This window comes from Streptomyces sp. NPDC005648 (genome assembly GCF_040605395.1).
In the GTDB taxonomy this organism is placed as follows: Bacteria; Actinomycetota; Actinomycetes; order Streptomycetales; family Streptomycetaceae; genus Streptomyces.
On the sequence record NZ_JBEXCS010000052.1, the window covers coordinates 34322 to 51023 of the forward strand.

At 72.1% G+C, this 16702-nt stretch carries 15 protein-coding genes; 6 read left to right on the forward strand and 9 right to left on the reverse strand.

Annotated features, from left to right (window positions below; genetic code table 11):
* Positions 1–172 precede the first annotated feature (172 nt).
* The 3 genes from ABZT17_RS27165 to ABZT17_RS27175 all read left to right on the forward strand — a co-directional run bounded on the left by ABZT17_RS27165 (position 173) and on the right by ABZT17_RS27175 (position 2500).
* On the forward strand, positions 173–1333 hold the full coding sequence (locus tag ABZT17_RS27165) for an ROK family transcriptional regulator (RefSeq protein ID WP_356352263.1): 1161 nt from the start codon (positions 173–175) through the stop codon (positions 1331–1333).
* A 100-nt stretch (positions 1334–1433) separates the two neighbouring features.
* Positions 1434–1619 carry a hypothetical protein gene (locus ABZT17_RS27170; protein WP_356352265.1) on the forward strand — a complete coding sequence of 62 codons (186 nt, stop codon included), beginning with the start codon at positions 1434–1436 and terminating at the stop codon, positions 1617–1619.
* 59 nt (positions 1620–1678) lie between these two features.
* A complete protein-coding gene (locus ABZT17_RS27175; RefSeq protein ID WP_356352266.1) occupies positions 1679–2500 on the forward strand; it encodes a DMT family transporter in 822 nt (273 codons plus the stop codon).
* A gap of 54 nt (positions 2501–2554) precedes the next feature.
* Here ABZT17_RS27175 and ABZT17_RS27180 read toward each other — a convergent pair whose 3' ends face one another.
* The gene (locus tag ABZT17_RS27180) at positions 2555–3934 is read right to left on the reverse strand and encodes a S1 family peptidase (RefSeq protein WP_356352268.1); all 1380 of its coding nucleotides are present in this window, start codon (positions 3932–3934) and stop codon (positions 2555–2557) included.
* A 115-nt stretch (positions 3935–4049) separates the two neighbouring features.
* A complete protein-coding gene (locus ABZT17_RS27185) occupies positions 4050–4874 on the reverse strand; it encodes an SAM-dependent methyltransferase (RefSeq protein WP_356352270.1) in 825 nt (274 codons plus the stop codon).
* Between the two features lie 140 nt (positions 4875–5014).
* On the opposite strand from ABZT17_RS27185, the gene ABZT17_RS27190 reads away from it, so the two are divergent.
* The gene (locus ABZT17_RS27190) at positions 5015–6193 is read left to right on the forward strand and encodes an aminotransferase class I/II-fold pyridoxal phosphate-dependent enzyme (RefSeq protein ID WP_356352272.1); all 1179 of its coding nucleotides are present in this window, start codon (positions 5015–5017) and stop codon (positions 6191–6193) included.
* Positions 6194–6309: 116 nt separating this feature from the next.
* The gene (locus ABZT17_RS27195) at positions 6310–6696 is read left to right on the forward strand and encodes a PPOX class F420-dependent oxidoreductase (protein ID WP_356352274.1); all 387 of its coding nucleotides are present in this window, start codon (positions 6310–6312) and stop codon (positions 6694–6696) included.
* A 63-nt stretch (positions 6697–6759) separates the two neighbouring features.
* Here the strand turns inward: ABZT17_RS27195 and ABZT17_RS27200 are convergent, their stop codons facing one another.
* The 3 genes from ABZT17_RS27200 to ABZT17_RS27210 all read right to left on the reverse strand — a co-directional run bounded on the left by ABZT17_RS27200 (position 6760) and on the right by ABZT17_RS27210 (position 10934).
* Entirely contained in the window at positions 6760–9540 is a 2781-nt protein-coding gene (locus ABZT17_RS27200) for a hypothetical protein (RefSeq protein WP_356352276.1), read from the reverse strand.
* A 131-nt stretch (positions 9541–9671) separates the two neighbouring features.
* Positions 9672–10085, reverse strand: coding sequence for a zinc ribbon domain-containing protein (locus ABZT17_RS27205; RefSeq protein ID WP_356352309.1), 414 nt, complete (start codon positions 10083–10085; stop codon positions 9672–9674).
* Positions 10086–10268: 183 nt separating this feature from the next.
* Positions 10269–10934 carry a TetR family transcriptional regulator gene (locus tag ABZT17_RS27210; protein WP_356352311.1) on the reverse strand — a complete coding sequence of 222 codons (666 nt, stop codon included), beginning with the start codon at positions 10932–10934 and terminating at the stop codon, positions 10269–10271.
* Positions 10935–11149: 215 nt separating this feature from the next.
* Here ABZT17_RS27210 and ABZT17_RS27215 point away from each other — a divergent pair, with 215 nt between their 5' ends.
* Positions 11150–11821 (forward strand): peptidoglycan-binding domain-containing protein, encoded by a 672-nt coding sequence (locus ABZT17_RS27215; protein ID WP_356352277.1) that lies wholly within the window; start codon positions 11150–11152, stop codon positions 11819–11821.
* Between the two features lie 41 nt (positions 11822–11862).
* On the opposite strand, the gene ABZT17_RS27220 is transcribed toward ABZT17_RS27215, so the two are convergent.
* From ABZT17_RS27220 to ABZT17_RS27235, 4 genes are all read right to left on the reverse strand, one after another.
* On the reverse strand, positions 11863–14193 hold the full coding sequence (locus ABZT17_RS27220) for a SpoIIE family protein phosphatase (RefSeq protein ID WP_356352313.1): 2331 nt from the start codon (positions 14191–14193) through the stop codon (positions 11863–11865).
* A 203-nt stretch (positions 14194–14396) separates the two neighbouring features.
* Entirely contained in the window at positions 14397–14963 is a 567-nt protein-coding gene (locus ABZT17_RS27225) for an antibiotic biosynthesis monooxygenase (RefSeq protein WP_356352279.1), read from the reverse strand.
* Positions 14964–15019: 56 nt separating this feature from the next.
* Complete coding sequence (locus ABZT17_RS27230) at positions 15020–15394, reverse strand: hypothetical protein (RefSeq protein WP_356352280.1); 375 nt, start codon at positions 15392–15394, stop codon at positions 15020–15022.
* 293 nt (positions 15395–15687) lie between these two features.
* Complete coding sequence (locus tag ABZT17_RS27235) at positions 15688–16611, reverse strand: MurR/RpiR family transcriptional regulator (RefSeq protein WP_356352281.1); 924 nt, start codon at positions 16609–16611, stop codon at positions 15688–15690.
* Positions 16612–16702 lie beyond the last annotated feature (91 nt).

Genomic DNA, 16702 nt, shown 5'->3' on the forward strand with positions numbered 1-16702 from the left:
CCGACGGCTCGTCCTCGGCCACTTACTTTTGTTGCGAAAGAATCGAATCGTCAAGACCTCGGCGGATATCTTTCCTCCGGCTTCCCTAGCGCCCTAGAGTCGAGCTGTTGCTTTCACGGCAGAAGAAATCTCAAGAAGATCACGTAAAAAATCATGTGGGAGTCTGACCTCCATGACCACAGTTGCGGCCAGCTGGCTTCCCCTGAGCCCCGGTGAGCGCTCGGTGGCGATCGAGGTGCTCGTCCACGGTCCGCTGTCGCGCACCGAACTCGCCCGCCGCCTCGACCTGTCCGCGGGCAGCCTCACCCGGCTGACGAAACCGCTCATCGAGTCGGGTCTGCTGATCGAGGTCCCCGAGGCGGGCACCCCGGCGGAGGTGCGCCAGGGGCGCCCCTCCCAGCCGCTCGACGTCGTCGCCGAGTCCCGCTCCTTCATCGGATTCAAGATCACCGAAGAGATGGTCTACGGCGTCGTCACCACCCTCCGCAGCGATATCGTCGCCCGCCACGACCGCCCGCTCACCGGCCGGGATCCGGCACGGGTCGCCGACCTGCTCGCCGAGATGACCGACGAACTGGCCCGTGCCCACCCGCGGCCCGCCGGCATCGGCATCGGCGTCGGCGGGCTCGTCGAGGAACAGGCCGTGGTGGGGGAGTCGCCCTTTCTGGAATGGCGGGACGTGCCCCTCGCCGACCTCGTCGAGGAGCGCACCGGGCTGCCGGTGGTCGTCGAGAACGACGTCGCCGCCCTCGTCGAGGCCGAGACCTGGTTCGGAGCCGGCCGGGGCCTGGACCGCTTCGTCGTCCTCACCATCGGCGCCGGCATCGGCTACGGCCTGGTGCTGGGCGGCAAACGGATCTCCTGCGCCGAGGAGGACCGCGGGTTCGGCCGCCACTGGATCCTCGACCCCAATGGCCCGCTCACCCCCGAGGGCGAGCGCGGCAGCGCCGTCTCCCTGCTGACGATCTCCAGCATCCGCTACCAGATCCGCGCCGCCACCGGCCGCGACTGGACCTACGAGGAGATCCTCGCGCTCGCCGCGGCCGGTGAACCGATGCCCGCCCGCGTCGTCGAGGAGGCCGCGCGTGCCCTGGGCATCCTGGTCGCCCAGATCTCCAACTTCGCCATGCCGCAGAAGATCCTGCTCGCCGGCGAGGGCGTCGGGCTGATGGATGTGGCGGGCGACACGGTGCGGCGGACGATCACCGCGCAACGGCATCCGATGGCCACCCCGGTCGAACTGGAGACCAAGGTGTCCGACTTCCACGACTGGGCCCGGGGCGCCGCGGTGCTGGCGATCCAGGTGCTGGTGCTGGGAGCGGCCGAGAGCTGAACTCCCCGGCGGATCTTGACACATGGACGTGATCAGTAACACGGTCCGATATGTCTGTTTCATTCCTGATTACTCACGCTGCCTTCACGTGCGGAGCCTTATGCTTCACATCATGTCCACCACTGTTGAACCCGTCTCCGAACGCTCGGCAGCCGAGGTCAACGAGGAGATCAGGGCCCTGTGGCTCCGGTCGGGCGGGACACTGAGCGGCGAGCAGCGCGAGGAATACCAGCGCCTCGTCCTGGAGTGGGCCGCCGCGGCCCCGGAGCCGGCGCGCGCGGCCTGAGCGACCTCTGACCGAGGCCCGCCGCGCATCGTCGCGCGGGACCGGGGCACCCCGATCCGATGGGCCCCCTCCTCGCACTGGCCTCGGCCGTCTGCTACGGCATCGTCGACTTCACCGGCGGAATCCTCTCCCGCCGGGCCCCCTACACCGCCGTCACCTTCCTCGGCCAGCTCGGCGGACTCGCTCTCGCCGTCTGTGCCGCACTCCTCGTCGCCGCCGACGCCGTCCATCCCTCCGACCTCCTGTGGGGTGCCTTGTCCGGGGCGGGCAGCGCCCTCGCCATGACCTTCCTCAACCGGGGCCTGAGCCGCGGCGCCATGAGCGTGGTCGTGCCCGTCAGCGCCGTGACCGGTGTCGCCCTGTCCGTGCTGTGCGGGGTGCTCGCCCTCGGTGACCGGCCGGACATCTGGGCCTGGGTGGGGATCGTCGTGACGGTGCCCGCGCTCTGGCTCGTGTCCGCCGGCTCCGCGGACGGGACTCGGGGAGCGGGGGACGGTCTGACGGCCAGCGCCGGAGTCGCCGTGCAGTACGTCGCCCTGGGCCTGGCCCACCCCGCCGCCGGCCTGTGGCCCGTGGCCGCCGGCCGGGTGGCCGCCGTACTCCTGCTGCTGCCGGCCGTCCTGCGGTACCGGCCACCGCGCCCGCCGTGGAGGCTCACCGCCCAGGCGCTGCTGGTCGGGGCCGGCGCCGCCCTCGCCCTTATTCTCTACCTCCTCGCCGCCCAGCGGCAGTTGCTGGCGGTCGCCGTGGTCCTGGCCTCGCTCTATCCGGCCCTTCCCGTGGTCCTCGGACTGGCCCTGCTGCATGAACGGATCACCGCGCGGCAGACGGCGGGTCTGCTGGGCGCGGGGGCCGCCACGGTCCTGCTGACGCTCGGTTGACCACCCGGGAGGAGCGGAGGAGGCGCCGGCCCGCGGCCGTGCCGAAGCGGCCGGTCACCCCCAGGTCGCCGAGTAGTACCGGCGGTACTCGTTGCGGTCCTTCTCCGCCCGGAACCAGCGGGTCGCCACCAGCGCGATCAGGCTGCCACCGATGACCAGCATCCCGGGGCCGATGTTCCGCGGGTTGGTCAGCCGGGCCAGCAGGGTCTCACCTGCGACGCCCGTCGAGGGAGCCGTGGAACCGGGGGAGGTGGAGCCGGGGGCGATGGCGCTGTGCGTCGCCGACGCGGACGGCGCCGACGACGGCGAGGCGCCCTGCTGGGCGGCCGCCTGACTCGACACGATCAGCTGGACGCCGAGGGCCTGCATCGCCTTGGTCACCGGCTGGAAGAACGTCGTGCCGCCCGTGGTGCAGTCACCGCTGCCGCCCGAGGTGACGCCCAGCGCGATGCCCTCGGAGAACATCGGGCCACCGCTGTCGCCGGGTTCGGCGCACACATTGGTCTCGATCAGCCCGGTCACCGTGCCCTCGGGGTAGTTGACCGTGGCGTCGAGCCCCTTCACCTGGCCGTCGTGCAGCCCACTGGTGCTGCCGCTGCGGAACACCCGCTCCCCGACGGCCGGATCGCCCACGCCCGTGATCCGCACCCCGTTGCCGTTGCCGATCGCGACGATGTCCGCGCCCTGTCCCGCGGACCCGCTCGCGTACTGGACCAGGGAGAAGTCATTGCCGGGGAAGTTCGACTGGACGGTCTGGCCCAGCTGCTGGTTGCCCTGGTTGTCGGCGAACCAGGTGGACCCGGTGGGCCCGCAGTGCCCGGCGGTGAGGATGAAGTCGGTCGTCCCGTTGGTCACGTTGAACCCGGCCGAGCAGCGCCCGCCGGTCGACAGGATGGGCTGGGCGCCGTTCAGGCGGGTCGTGAAGGTGCCCTTGGTGCGCTCCATGCGCACATAACTCCCGATACCGGACGCCACCTTGGACATGCCGGCCCAGTCGGAGGCGGAGACGGTGGTGTCGGCCTGCACCACCACCTGGTTGGTCGTGTAGTCCATCACCCAGGCGGTTCCGGGCACCCGGGGCGCGGCACGGAGTGTGCTGGTGGCCGCCTTGAGCTCGTTCATGCTGTGGCTGACCATCTTCGGCTGGGCGCCCGCCGCCTTCACCCGGGCCGCGGCCCCGGCGTCGGTCACCGCCACGACCGTACGCCCCTGGGCGTTGAGCCAGGTGCCGGCCGTACGGGCCGTGCCGAGTTCGGAGACGAGCGAGGCCCCGGTGCCCGGGGCGCCCTGTGTGGAGCTGAACGGAAGGGCCGCCGTGCCGGACGACTCGCTCGCCATGGCGGCCTGCGTCACCATGGCACCGCCAAGGAGCAGTCCGCCGACGGCCGCCAGTCGCGTCACTCGCCGGACGATCCGTCGTCGTGCGTGCCTCATGCATGGCTCCCGAACCCGAACGCGCGGTGTCCAACACCGCGGGGCACTCCGGTCGTTGAGCGCCCTCATTCCATACGTGGCGGGAGCGGCCCGTGTTCAGCGCGCCGACGATCTTCTAACGTTTGCGGCCCACCCCGCCGTGAATGGCCACCTCGTCGGCGTCCTCGGGGTGGTCCGGCCGCCAGCGCGAGCACGAGACGACCCCCGGCTCCAGCAGGTCGAGCCCGTCGAAGAAACGCACCACGTCCTCGGGGGAGCGCTGGGTGAGCCGAGGGGTCCCGTGCTCGTTCCAGAACCGCACCGCGGCGTCCACCTCGGGCAGCCCGGGGCTCGTGATGGTGTGCGACAGGACCAGATGGCTGCCGGCCGGCAGGGCGTCCATCAACCGCCGTACGATCCCGTACGGGTCCTCGTCGTCGCCGATGAAGATGACCACCCCGAGCAGCAGCAGCGCGACCGGCCGGCTCAGGTCCAGGGTGTCGGCGGCTCGCTCCAGCAGCGCGTCGACGTTGCGCAGATCCTCGTCCAGATGGTCCGTACGGCCCTCGGGCGTGCTGGTCAGCAGGGCACGCGCATGGGCGAGGACGAGCGGGTCGTTGTCGACGTAGACGACCCGGGACTCCGGGGCCAGCCGCTGGGCGACCTCGTGGGTGTTGTCGGCCGTGGGCAGGCCCGTGCCTATGTCGAGAAACTGCCGTATCCCGGTATCGGTGACCAGGTGGCGCACGGCGCGGCCGAGGAAGAGACGGTCGGCGCGGGCGTACTCGCCGATGCCCGGGTGCAGTTCGCGGATACGGTCGCCGGCCACCCGGTCGACCTCGTAGTAGTCCCCGCCGCCAAGCCAGTAGTTCCAGATCCGGGCCGTGTGCGGGCGCAGCGTCTCGATGCGTCTGCGCAGCGCCGCGGCGGGATCTTCGGTGGCTGCCGGGTTCTCCGTCACGGGCTCAGCTCCTGAGGTGCCGGGGGGTGCGTCGGGGGCGGTGTCAACAGGCAATCTAGACGGAGCGGTTGACGTCTGCCGAGGGTACGGCGCAAGGAATGTCGTCCCCCGTCGTCCCACCGCCCCCTATCTTGTGCCCCATGAACAGGAACCCGCAGGCCACACCCGGTGCCCCCAACCCCCTGCGCACCCTCTCCCTGGAGCGGCTGCGATGTCGTACGAGCATGAAATGGCGCACCTATCCCGCCGATGTGCTGCCGCTGTGGGTGGCCGAGATGGATGTGTCCCTCGCCGAGCCCGTGGTCCGCGCCGTCACCGAGGCCCTCGCGCTCGGCGACACCGGCTACCCGGCGGGCAGCGCCTACGCCGAGGCGCTCGCGGGTTTCGCGGAGAAGCGGTGGGGATGGGACGGGCTGGCGGTCGCGCGCACGGCGATCGTGCCCGACGTCATGCTCGGCATCGTCGAGATGCTCAGGCTGGTCACCGGTCACGAGGACTCCGTGGTCGTCAACCCGCCCGTGTATCCGCCGTTCTTCCAGTTCGTCGAGCACATGGACCGGCGGATCGTCGAGGCACCGCTGGGCGCGGACCACCGCGTCGACCTCGGTGCCCTGGAGACGGCCTTCCGGCAGGCCGTGGCGGGCGGCCGCCGGGCCGCGTACCTGCTGTGCAGCCCGCACAACCCGACCGGCACCGTGCACACCGCCGACGAACTGGCCGCCGTCGCCGCGCTGGCCGCCCGCCATCGGGTACGGGTGGTCGCCGACGAGATCCACGCCCCGCTGACGGCGCCGGGCGTCGACTTCGTGCCGTACCTGAGCGTCGCGGGCGCCGAGAGCGGCCTGTCGCTGATGTCCGCCTCGAAGGCCTGGAATCTGGCGGGACTCAAGGCCGCCCTCGCGATCGCGGGCCCCGGGGCCGCCGCCGACCTCGCCCGGCTGCCCGAGGAGGTGAGCCACGGGCCGAGCCACGTCGGCGCCCTCGCCCACACCGCCGCCCTGCGCGACGGCACCTCCTGGCTCGACGCCCTGCTCACCGGCCTCGACGACAACCGGCGCCTGCTCGCCGACCTGCTCGCCCGACACCTCCCCGCGATCACCTACCGCCCGAGCGAGGCCACCTACCTGGCCTGGCTCGACTGCCGCGCGCTCGGCCTCGGCGACGACCCGGCGGACGTCTTCCTGGAGCGGGGGAGGGTGGCCCTGAACTCCGGCATCCCGTTCGGCACCGGTGGGGCGGGCCATGTACGCCTGAATCTGGCGACGTCGCCCGAGGTGATCGAGGAGGGCGTACGGCGGATGGTGGCGGCGCTGCGGTGACCCCGGCGGGCTCCTCGGGCGGCTCGGCGCCGAGGCGAGGGTCGGGAGACGCGGGTCTTCTCGCCCGCCGTTGTCCGGATCTGCTGCGGACGCCCGCCGGTGCCTAGACTTCTGGCATGGACGAAACGCCGCTGGAGAGACTGGGCGAGGGCAAGTATCTGCTGTTCACCAGTTTCCGCAAGAACGGCACCCCGGTCGCGACCCCGGTGTGGGTGGTCCGCGACGGGGACACGCTCGGTGTGTGGACCGTCGCCGACTCCTGGAAGGTGAAGCGTGTCAGGGCCCGCGGCGATGTCCTCGTCGGCCCCTGTGACATGCGGGGCAATCCGACCGGTGCCCAGCTCCCGGCCCACGCCGAGATCACCGACGAATCGACCGTGGCCCGCTACCGCACGCTGATCGGCCGCAAGTACGGCGTCGTCGGCCGTCTCACGCTCCTGGGCAGCCGACTGCGCCGGGGCGAGAAGGGGACGGTCGGCATCCGCGTGACGCTGGAGCCCTGAGACACGAACGGCCGCGCGGTCCTCCCGGTGGGGGAGGGCCGCGCGGCCGTCGTCATGGCCGTTCTAGGACGCGTCGAGCACCGTCCCGCTCAGGACCGCTCCGCCCGGCAGCGGGGTGCCGTCCTCCTGCCCCACCTGGAAGCGCACCGACTCGGCGGGCTCCGTCACCTGGTCCTGCACCGTCGGCAGCTCCACCTCCGCGCTCAGCTTCCCGGCCGGCACGCCCGCCCCGAGGGCGAGGTACCGCACCGAGGACAGCGGACGCTCCGGGTCGGGCTTCTCCCCGGAGTTGTCTTCGAGCCACTGCGGGTCCACGTCCTTGGTGGACAGCTCGGGGCCGCTGGTCACGGGCGTGACCACGAAGTACGACCAGAGATCGACATCGGCCGCCGCGGACAGGGACACCTTCCACCTCAGGGGCTGCCCCTCGGTCACCCGGTCCGCGACCGGCGTCACGGTGAGCGTCGGCATCGGGTCGTCGTTCTGGACGGTGACCCCGCCCCGGTACGACCCGACGACCGCGCCCCGCACCGCCTTGACCAGCACGTTGTTCTCGATGTCGTAGGCGAACCGCGTGTCGCCCTTCACCTGGACCGACACATCGATGTCGTGCCCGCCCGCCCGCACCGTCACCAGGTGCTGCTTCGTCTTCCCGGTGACCGGGTCGGCGACGTACACCCGCACCTGGCCGCTGCCGTGCCCGGACACCCGGACCGGAACCCGGTACGTACGGACGCCCGAGTCGCCCTCCTTGACGGTCGACCGGCCGATGTCGACCCGCGGCAGCGCGGCCTCCCGCACCGCCGGGGTCCCGGGGCGCCAGCCCCAGGCGTCCATCAGCCAGGCCTTCCCCTTCGTCGAACGAGGCGTCAGCTCAAGGGACTTGACATGCCGCAGGTCGAGACCCGCGCGGGTCGCGGCGGTCAGCGGGACGCGGACCTCGCGCGCCCAGTAGGAGGCCGTCCGGTCGCTGCCCGGCAGCCCGTCGACCTGGACGCCGCCGAGCTTCGCGCGCTTGCCGCGCGTGTCGGTGACGGACACGTCGAGGCGGGTGCCGGTGGAGTTCGGCGGCACGAACAGCCGCAGGGCGAGGTCCTTCGCACCCGACAGCCCGACCGGCGCGCCGGGGCGCACCTTCACCGCCGTGCCGGCCGACGTCCAGCTCAGCGCGACCGCGCGGCGGCCGACCTCACGCTCGGGCTCCCACTGCGCGAAGTGCGGCGAGACGCCCTTGGCGTCCTGCCCCAGGCAGGCCACATGCGTGTCCGGGTCCACGGCCGAGCACAGCCGTCCGCCGGTCACGGACATCGTGCCGTCCGGCAGGAAACCACCGGCGCGGCCCGCGCCGACGGCGTGGGTGAGCACGCGCGCGGGGTCGGCCGACGGCGCCCGCCGGCCGGAGCCGTCGAGCAGCGGACGTACCTTGTCGTCCCCGGCGACGAACAGCCGGGCCGCGGCGGCGATGTACACGCTGCCCGCCCTGTGCTGCTGGTCGGCGGTCAGACGGGTCGCGGTGCCGGGCGAGCACACCGGGTCCCGGTGGTCGGGGTCGTCGTAGAAGTCGTCGTCCGAGGGTGCCTGGGACCGGCCGGGTGTCCACTCGGTGTTGAAGAAGTTGTGGTCGGCGCCGACCACGTACACGGCACTGTGCAGAGCGCCGCCGCGGCTGACCGCGCGGGTTCCGTCGACGTACACCTCGCCCTGGAGGTCGGAGACATCGCCGTCGCAGCCCGGCAGGATCGTCGCCGACGGGACGTCCGCGACCGGGTTCTGGCCGAAGATCGTCGGTCCGATCAGGACGGTGCCGCGGATGTGCCAGCGCACGGGGCCGTGATAGCCGTCCTGCGCGGCGGGCGGTGCGTACAGGCTGTCCATCGCGGCACGGTTCACGCCCTCACCGCCGCGCGAGTGGCCCACGAGCAGGACACGGGAGAGGTCCGCCTTGGGTGCCTCGCGTACGACCGCGGGGGCCGAGGCCGGGTGGGCGGCCCAGTCGGCCCAGCGGGCCAGGTGCCGCCGGATCAGGGAGGAGCGGGCCTGGGCGCCGCCGTCCTCGGCCGCCCAGTCCTGGCCGTTGATGCCGTTGGCGGAGATGGAGACGGTCACATAGCCCTGGGAGGCGAGGAGTTGCTGGTCGCGGAGGTAACCGCGGTAGCTGGGGATCGGCTTGGTGCCGGTCGGGCAGGGCCAGTCGCCGGAGACGTCGTCGCCCTTGTAGCAGGTGGAGTGACGGCCGTGCAGGAACAGGGCGAGCGGCCGGCTGCCGGTGGCGCCCTTCGGCGCGACCACCACGGCCTTCATCTCGACGGGCTGCGGGAAGTCGGGCAGCTTCACCGGGTCGAGGTCGTACTCGCCGGTGAGGGTGCGGTACTGGCCCGGCCTGCCCGGGTCGACGGAGTTCGCGGGAAGCTGGGCGGGCGGACGCGCGGCCGCCGTGTCCCGCCGGGTGAGCGGGGCCTGCGTACGGCCCGCCCGGTCCAGCTTCCGCCCGCCGGCGCGCACTTCGAGGAACTTCAACTCCCGTGCCGTCCGGCCCTGTTCGAGGGCCAGGCGGAAGGTGCGCCCGTCCTTGGCGGGGGTCGGGTGGCCGAGCAGCCGGTCGCCGGCGTAGAAGTCGACCCGGGCGTCGCCCATCGGCACAGGAGCGGTCGAGCGCCAGACCAGCCGGCGCCCCGCGCCCTCGCCGGTGATCCGCCAGCCCGGTGGCAGCGTTCCGTCGCCGTCCGCCACCGCCGTGTGCGGTAGGGCACCGGGCGGCTGCGCCGCCTGTGCCAGTCCTGGCGATCCCCCCGCCACCGCCAGTACCGCCGCAGCGGTCACCCATATTCGCCGGGCAAGGAACAAGGTTCCCCTCCTCAAGTACCGATTCCGGGCTCCCTGTTGGTCGGGCAGGGGCCCCTCACGACTGAGAGGACGGGAGAGGGATGTTGTGGGTTGCCTGTGACGGGTGAGGTGATCGACGGACTGAGGGGTGGTCAGGTCCAGGCGCGGAAGGGCTCGTCGACCAGCTGGAACACCGGCTCACCACGGACCGGGTCCTTGACCATGGACAGGCGTACCCGGTCGCCGCTGTGAATGCCGATCGGCGGACCCATCACCCGGCCGCGGACCACGAAGCCCTCGGCCATCTCCACCATCGACACATTGCGCGCGGCGGGGGTGTTGCGGTGCACCGTGGTTGAGTGGCGGACCGTGCCCGTGCCCTCGCTGCGCTCGGTCCTCAGGTCGCTGCCCTGGCAGACCGGGCACAGCAGCCGGTGGTACATGGCGGTGCCGCACCAGGTGCAGCGCTGGAAGAGGATGCCGTCCGAGTCCCTGGCCGCGGGCTCGAGCACGCCCGTCGCGGAGCCGCCTGTCTGACGAACGACGCTTCCTGAGTGGTGGTACACGCTGGTCAACTCCCTGCGCTCGGCCGGAATCCCACGTGCGCGGTTCGCCGTGCCACCGTGCACGACCACAATGTATGGCACTGAGTGTCATGCGTAAAGGTACTGCGTACCCTCAAATATCTCCGGTCCTGTCCGCGGTTCTGTCTCCGCCCCCCGACTTCGACCTCGGGCCGGGCAGGGCCTTCACTCCCCGTCGAGCGCGCCCTCGATCTCCTGGACCACGCGCCACAGCGGCGCGCCCCGCCGGGAGACGATCACCACCACGTCCTCCGGTTCCTCCGCCTCGCACGGCGCGGGAGGCCTGGCGAAGGCCTGCTGCACAAACCCGAGGGCGTGGTCCAGCGCCGCGCTCGCGTCGCCCTGTCCGTCGGAACGCAGCCAGGAACGCAGCGCGTTGTTGTGGGCCGCCGCCACGGCCGCCGCGATCACGTCGGACCGCAGCGTCCCGTCCTCACGGCCGGCGAGACGGCCGCGCAGATAGTCGGCGAAGGCGCGCTCGTAGCGCCACACCACCGAGAGCTCGTAGGCCCGCAACCCGGGCACCTTCCTGGTCAGGCGATAACGCTGCACCGAGAACGTCGGGTTCTCCGTGTACATCCGCAGCACCATCCGCACCGCGTCGCACACCCGCTGCACCGGTTCGTCGTCGCTGCTTTCCTCCAGGAACGCCGTCATGTCGGCGAGGCACCGCTCGTGGTCGGGGAAGACCACGTCCTCCTTGGACGGGAAGTACCGGAAGAACGACCGCCGCCCGACACCGGCCAGCGCCACGATGTCGTCGACGGTCGTCTGCTCGTAACCGCGTTCCAGGAACAGCTGGAACGCCGCCGCCACCAGGGCTTCGCGCATGGTCGGCTTCACGGCCGCCGGCTCCGTCTTCATGGACGGAAAGTAGCATTCACGGAGATCCGATGGCACTCAGTGCTCCATCGGTGGGGAACTCAGTGCTTTTCATCGCCTCGGCCGGTGAGAACCACCGCCTTCCTGAACTGCCGGGCGTGCGGCCGCGTATCACTCCTCGGGGAACGGCGGAGAGACCCGCCATGGGACGGAAGGAGAGCACTGTGGCCACGCCGCCGGCATCCGGGTCATCGCAGGACCGAGCGCCGCTGGAACCCATCGTCGTACTGCGCCCGCGCCGCACCGACGCCCTCGCCGAGCTCTTCAAGGAGATGGAGCAGGGCAGGGCCGATCTGGAGACGGTCGCCGTGCCCGACCCGTACTCCTGGGACGAGGGCGAGACGCAGGAACTCCCGCCCGTGCGCACCGGCGCCGGCGCCCAGCCCCGTGAGGTCGGCCGCTTCGGCTTCGGACCCGGGCTGCGTCGCGCCGCCGTCACCGTCGCCGTCGCCGCGGCCGCCCTCGTCGGCTTCGGTGGCGCACTCCTGCTGGCGGAGAAGAACGGCGAGGCCGCCGCTGACACGCCCCGCCCCTCGGCCTCGGCCTCGGCCGAGCCCACGCCGACGGCCTCCGCACCGGTCGCCGACGACCCCGACGGGGCGGGCACCCTCCGGGAGGGCGACAGCGGCGCCGCAGTCACCGACCTGCAGAAACGCCTGCTGCGTATCCCGGACGTCTACACCGGCGGCTCCACCGACGGCACCTACGACGCCACCCTCGAGGCGGCCGTCGCCCGCTTCCAGCTCTGGTACGGCATCAGAGGCGACGAGACCGGTGTCTACGGCAACGACACCCGGCAGGCCCTGGAGTCCCGGACGGCGTCCGGCACGGGCTGACACCGCCGCCCGGCGTCGGCACCGCGTCGGGAGAGCCGGTGCTACTGCGGGTCCACCGGCACCCTGATGTCCACCACGCACACGTCGTCCCGCCGCTCGCCCTCCAGCATCCCCACCAGCAGCGGGCCCAGGGAGCCGGGCTCGTCGGAGTGGTGGGCCAGGACGGCCTCGGCGAGGCGCTTCAGGCCCCGGTCGATCCCCTCTCCGGGCCGCTCGACCAGGCCGTCGGTGTAGAGGAGGACACGGTCGCCCGGCCGGAGAAGGCACTCGGCCTCCTGGAACTCGGGTGTGCTGCTCGCCCCGAGCAGCATGCCGCCGGGCCGGTCGAGGTAGCGCACCTGTCCGTCCCGCAGCAGCAGCGGCGGCGGATGACCGGCCTGCGCCCAGGCCAGCCTGCGCTCGGTGGGGTGGTAGCGGGCGAGGACCATGGTCGCGGTGCCGTGGGAGTCGCGGGTGGTGTGCAGCAACAGCGTGTTGAGACGGGCGAGCGCCCCGGTCAGGGAGGAGCCGGTGATGACCATGCCCTTGGCGGTGAAGCGGAGCTGGGCCATCGTGGCCACCGCCTCGATGCCGTGCCCGGCGACGTCGCCGACGACGAACAGGGCCTCCTCGCCGGGCAGTTCGATGGCGCTGAACCAGTCGCCGCCCACATGGATGCCCGACTGGGCGGGCAGATAGGCGACTTCGACCCGCAGCCCGGCCAGGGTCACGGGCCGGGTCGGCAGCGGCAGCAGCGCGTGCTGCAGCCGGCCGGCCAGGGTCCGTTCGGCGAGCAGCACGTCGTGCTGGGTCAGGATGGCGCGCTCGCTCTCGACCAGGGCGAGTTCCGCGCTGCGCTGCGCGGTGAGGTCCTGGATGACGCCGTGCACCTCGACGGGTGTGCCGTGGGAGTCCGGCACCGTCTCGGCGACGACCCGCAGATGCCGCAGACCGCCGGCGGTGCGGACCCGGAAGGGCACGTCGATCGTCCGCCCGTCGCGCAGCAGTTGTGAGACGGCGTGGGAGAGCGCGGCCATGTCCTCGGGCAGCGCCAGGCCGGGGAGTTCGGCGAGGCCGACCGGACCCTGCTCCGGGTCCCGGCCGAACAGGGCGTAGATGTGCGAGGACCAGATCACCTCGTGGGTGAGCAGGTTCCAGCTGGCCCAGCCCAGGCTGCCCAGCCGCTGCAGGTCGGCGAGGCGTTGTTCCTGCCGGTCCGAGGAGCCGTGCCGCACCCAGGTGAGGACCAGGCCGTCGCCCAGCCGGGTCGCCCGCACCGAGTAGGTGGCCAGCTCGGCGACACCGTCCACGACCTCCTGGTGGGCGAAGCGCTCGCTCTCGTACGGCTCCCCGATCATGAGGGTCCGCAGCAGTCCGGCCCGCAGCCCCGGCTCGGCCGCCAGGTCAGGACAGCAGTCCCTGAAGGTCCGGCCGACCGGCTCGCGCCCGGCTCGGGCGACGACGTCGGCGGCCTGTGCGGTCGCGGCGGCGACGCGGTAGTCCTGGTGGGCGGCCGTCGTTCCGGACAGCGGGGTGAGCAGCATGGCCACACCCGGCAGCGCGTCGAAGACGGCCTGCACGTCTTCCGTGGTGGAGTCGGTGATCGACTCGGGGCGGGCGTCGAACGCGCGCAGCCGGCCCGCGCAGAGCCGGACCATCTCCTGCAGATGGGCCCGCTCGCCGGGGGTGAACGGACCGGGGCGGCCGCGCATGACGCCGACGCACACCTGGGTCGTGCCGCCCGGGACGGTCCTGTGCCCGGGTGCCGTCCCGGGGACGGGCACGGGCAGCCAGGCGCGGGACTGCCAGCGGTCGGGCGGGTCACCGATCAGCAGGTACCGCTTGCGGTCCTGCTCCGAGTCCTCCAGCCAGCGCGGCTCGCCCGCGCGCAGGGCGTCCAGCGCCGCGATCCCGCTCAGCGGCGGTACGTGGTGCCACTGGGTGGCCAGGGTGTCGTCGATGCCCGCGTGCCCGATCAGGTCGAGCCCGCCGGTGGGCAGCCACGCGTAGAGCATGATCGCGTCGGCCTCGACCTCCGGCGCCAGGTTCTCCCGCAGGCACCGGGCGAGCTCCTGAGGGGTGGTGACGGCGACGAGTTCCCGGGCGAGGGCGGCGAGTGCGGCGGCGCTGCGGGAGTCCGCGGCGGCGGTGCCGCGGGGGGACGGTGCGGTGGACTCGGCGGCGTCCGTGCGCGCCTCGGGGGCGCCGGGCGGCGGCGCGAGAGCGCCGAGGGTGATCCAGCACTCTTCCAGGAGGGTGCGGCCACCGGCCTCGGCGCGCCGGCGCAGTTCTTCCTCGGCCGTGTCCGGGGAGCAGCCCGTCAGTGCCATCACCGCGCCCCTGGCCCGCTCCAGGACGGCCGACATCGCCGCCAGGTCCCGCAAGCGGTCCATCTCGGCACGCTGCCTGGCGACGATCTTGGCCAGCGCGACCGTGTCCGGTGCGACACGGGACTCCGGCGGCGTGGCGGGCTCACTCGTCACGCGACGAGCATTGCACACAAGGCCCGGTCCGATCGCGGTCTTGTCCGTGCGGGCTTCACTCGAAAGAGAGCGGTCCGGTGGCCGGGGTGTACACACCGGTCCACACACGTCGATCACTCCTGGCGCGGCGGGTACAGCCACAGCCGCAGCAGCCTGCTCAGCAGCGGCATGACCAGATAGGTGAGCAGCGGCACCAGCACCACCGGGAAGACCGCCGCGCGCAGCGGCAGCGGCCAGGCGGCGGTGCGGGGTGTCAACAGCGACTGGATCACCAGCGTGATCGGGTAGACGCCGAGGAACGTGGTCAGGACCATCTTCCAGCGCGGCGGGGACTTCACGGTCGTGCCGGGGAGTGCGAACCAGGTCTCCATGCCGCTCGTCGACTGCCGTTCGCTGCCGACCTCGGAGGCGACGTCCTCGATGCGCGCGTGCCACCGGGCCCGCTCCTCGGACTCCAGCCACCGGGTCAACCGGTGCGGATCGGACCAGCGAAGGACCGCGTGGAACCGGTGGCCGTCCTCGGGATGCAGCCAGGAGACGCCCTCGTTGCCGGGGAAGCGGCGGGCGCATCGGGTGATCCCGTGCGTCCACTCCTCGAACTCCCGCTCCCGGCCGGGCCGTACCTGCCAGGTGAGCACGGTGGTCACCGGTTCGTCCCTGCGCAGCTGGGTGGTGCTCATGCTCACCACGTGTGCCACGCCTGGCACGGATCATGCGTCCCGTGCCGCGACCGGGGTCAGCGCCCCGACTCCACCAGCGCCCGGGTGACCGCGCGGACACTGCGCGCGATGTGCTGGAGCTGCAGCACCTCCGCCGCGTACAGCTTGATCGTGTGCTCGATCACCGACTCGGGCATGCCGATGCCGGGCAGGTCGGCGCGAGCGGTCTGCAGGGCGGTGCGGGCGACCCGGATCTCGTGCTGGACCTGGATCTGCGCATGGCGGGCGAGCAGCACGGGGTGGCGGATGAACGCCGGGTAGCTGGCGTAACGCGCCGGAACCAGCTCGCGCAGCCACTTGGTCGCCGAGCGCTCCCAGTCGTAGGAACCGGGCTGCTTGACCTGGCACGGCCAGTCCGGGCTGAGGCGCGTGGTCGTCAGTTGCATGGGCATCGCTTCCGGTGTGCGGCGTCGTCAGGGTGATCCGACGGGTGCGGGCGGCCCCGGTCTAGGGGATGACCGGGGCCGCCACGGACCTCGCAGGGGCGAGGCCCGCCCCGGACACCTCCGGCGCCGACGCGGGTAGGAGACGGCGGCTTTCGGGTGTCCGGGTGACGCGTGAGAAGTATTTATATATGCCGTCTGCTTTGCAAGGCGTATGAAAACATTCATGCGCGAAATGTTGTGAAAGGTCCCTTTGTAATGAGCGAAAAGGGGAGTGGGGGGTGTTGCGGCGAGCGTCCGCGTCAGTCGCGAAGGAAGAACTGGTGCTGGTCGGAGATCTGCTCGTACTCCTCGAGCCGGGCCTGGGTGCGCTCCGGATCGGCGTCGGTCATGGCCTGCAGCAGCGCGGCGGCGATCACCCCGGGCGCGGCGTAGGAGTCGAACACCAGCCGGGAGCCGGTGCCGGTGGCGAAGACGACGTCGGCCTCGTCGGCCACCGGACCGAGCGCCAGGTCCGTCACCAGCGCGACCTGCAGACCGGCGCTGCGCGCGACCCGTACGGCGGTCAGCGTCTCCTGGGCGTGCCGGGGCATCGAGAACGCCAGCACCCAGGTGCCGCCCGCCTCCCGCGACTGCAGCAGCGCGTCGTAGGCGACGCTGCCGCCCCGGGTCACCAGCCGCACATCGGGATGGATACGGCGCGCGGCGTAGGCGAAGTACTCGGCGAGCGAGACCGAGATACGCAGCCCGAGAACCGTCAGCGGAGTGGACGCGGCCAGCTTGCGCCCGAGGTCGATGAGCTGGTCGGGGTCGGCGAAGTCGCGGCGCAGGTTCTCCAGGTTCTCGATCTCGGCGTCCACCGCGGCCTGCAGTTCGTTGCTGCCGTTCTCCTCGGTGGCGCCCGGCCCGCTCGCGAGGGTGCCCAGCGCGATCGACTGGAGCTTCTCGCGCAGCGCGGGGTAGCCGCTGAAGCCGACGGCGGCGGCGAAGCGGGTCACCGACGGCTGGCTGACGCCGACCCGTTCGGCGAGATCGGTGATCGAGAGGAACGCCGCCTCGGTGATGTGCTCGATCAGGTACTGGGCGATGCGCCGCTGGCCGGGGGAGAGCCGGGGTCGGTCGAAGAGGGTTCTGAGCTGGGACGCCGGAGCGGCCTCGGCTTCCGGTGCGGTCCTGCCCGAGGTGATCGCGGATGCCTGTGCGCGTGCCTGTTGCGGCGATGGCACCGGTGCGCCTCCTTTGTCTCCCACAGTGCTTCAACATAGCTCACGGGCCGTCGTGACCAGGGCTTGTACGAGGTAAGAGCGGCCCGGCGGA